This is a genomic window from Streptomyces pathocidini (assembly GCF_001418495.1).
GTDB lineage: Bacteria > Actinomycetota > Actinomycetes > Streptomycetales > Streptomycetaceae > Streptomyces > Streptomyces pathocidini.
Map to the genome: position 1 here is coordinate 1 of NZ_LIQY01000664.1, position 1848 is coordinate 1848.

Genomic DNA, 1848 nt, shown 5'->3' on the forward strand with positions numbered 1-1848 from the left:
ATCAGTTCGCAGAGCGCTGCGCTTGATCAGTTCGCAGAGCGCTGCGCCGATTAGTTCGCGGAGCGGAACCGTGGGAAGGCGGACCGTCCCGCGTACACCGCGGCGTCGTCGAGGATCTCCTCGATGCGCAGCAGCTGGTTGTACTTGGCGACGCGCTCGGAGCGGGCCGGGGCGCCGGTCTTGATCTGGCCGCAGTTGGTGGCGACGGCCAGGTCGGCGATGGTGACGTCCTCGGTCTCGCCGGAGCGGTGGGACATCATGCACTTGAAGCCGTTGCGCTGGGCCAGCTCGACGGCGTCCAGGGTCTCGGTCAGCGAGCCGATCTGGTTGACCTTGACCAGCAGGGCGTTGGCGGTGTTGTTCTCGATGCCGCGGGCCAGGCGCTCCGGGTTGGTGACGAACAGGTCGTCGCCGACGATCTGGACCTTGTCGCCCAGCTCTTCGGTGAGGGTGCGCCAGCCGTCCCAGTCCTCCTCGTTCAGCGGGTCCTCGATGGAGACCAGCGGGTACGCCTCGACCAGTTCGGCGTAGTACGAGGTCATCTCGGCGGCGGTGCGGGTCTTGCCCTCGAAGGTGTACGCGCCGTCCTTGTAGAACTCGGTGGCGGCGACGTCGAGCGCGAGCGCGATGTCCTGGCCGGGCTGGTAGCCGGCCTTCTTGATGGCCTCGACGATCAGGTCGAGGGCCTCGCGGTTGGAGTCCAGGTTCGGGGCGAAGCCGCCCTCGTCGCCGAGGCCGGTGGACAGGCCCCGCTCCTTCAGCACTGACTTCAGGGTGTGGTAGACCTCGGTGCCCCAGCGCAGCGCCTCGGAGAAGGACTCCGCGCCGATCGGCGCGATCATGAACTCCTGGATGTCCACGTTGGAGTCGGCGTGCGAGCCGCCGTTGAGGATGTTCATCATCGGGACCGGCAGCAGGTGCGCGTTCGGCCCGCCGAGGTAGCGGAAGAGCGGGAGGTCGGAGGCCTCGGAGGCGGCGTGCGCGACGGCCAGCGAGACGCCGAGGATGGCGTTGGCGCCGAGCGAGGACTTGTCCGGGGTGGCGTCCAGGTCGAACATCGCCTGGTCGATCAGCCGCTGCTCGGTGGCGTCGTAGCCGACGAGCTCCGGGCCGATCTGCTCGATGACGGCGAGCACGGCCTTCTCCACGCCCTTGCCGCCGTAACGGCCCTTGTCACCGTCGCGGAGCTCCAGGGCCTCGAACGCACCGGTGGAGGCACCGGAGGGTACGGCGGCACGGCCGGTGCTGCCGTCGTCGAGGCCGACCTCGACCTCGACGGTGGGGTTGCCTCGCGAGTCGAGGATTTCCCGGGCTACGACGACGTCGATGGACGGCACGAGCATCTCCTTCTGGGATGTGACGCTGGAACGCAGGGTGGCTCTGGGGTCCCTGCTTCTGCGGGCACGAGCCTAACCGGCCCGGCGCCGTGGGGTGGTCTTCGCCCTCCAGGCGAGACGAAAAGGCCCCCAAAGGCCCGCAAAACGGAAACCTCTGGGGGCCGGGGCCCTGCCGGCTCAGCTCAGGTGGAGCTGCTGGCCCGGGTAGATCAGGTCGGCGTCCTGGACGACGTCCCTGTTCAGCTCGTGGAGCTTGTGCCAGCCGCCCTCGACGCCCTGGGCGTCGGCGATCTTGGCGAGGGTGTCGCCGGACTCGACCTTGTACTCGCCGTCGCCCTTACGGACAGTCCGGTCGGCCTTCGGCGCGGCGTGCTTCGGGGCGGCGGGGGCCGCCCCGGGGGCCTTCTGCGCCTCGGCCTGGCGCTTGCTGCGGTCGGCGCGGGGGGCGGGGGCGGTCGACTCGGCGGACTGGCTGCCGGAGGCGGCGCGGTCCGAGCTGCCGGTGTCGACG

2 protein-coding genes are annotated in these 1848 nt (G+C 69.9%); both read right to left on the bottom strand.

The annotated features are described in order from the left end of the window. Positions 1 to 50: 50 nt before the first annotated feature. Positions 51 to 1343: a phosphopyruvate hydratase gene (eno, locus tag AOK16_RS24230; RefSeq protein ID WP_205627775.1), complete on the bottom strand. Its 1293-nt coding sequence runs from the start codon at positions 1341 to 1343 to the stop codon at positions 51 to 53. 171 nt (positions 1344 to 1514) lie between these two features. Next, positions 1515 to 1848, bottom strand: a 334-nt coding sequence (locus tag AOK16_RS24235; protein WP_157859339.1) for a LysM peptidoglycan-binding domain-containing protein, incomplete at its 5' end; no start/stop codon positions are given.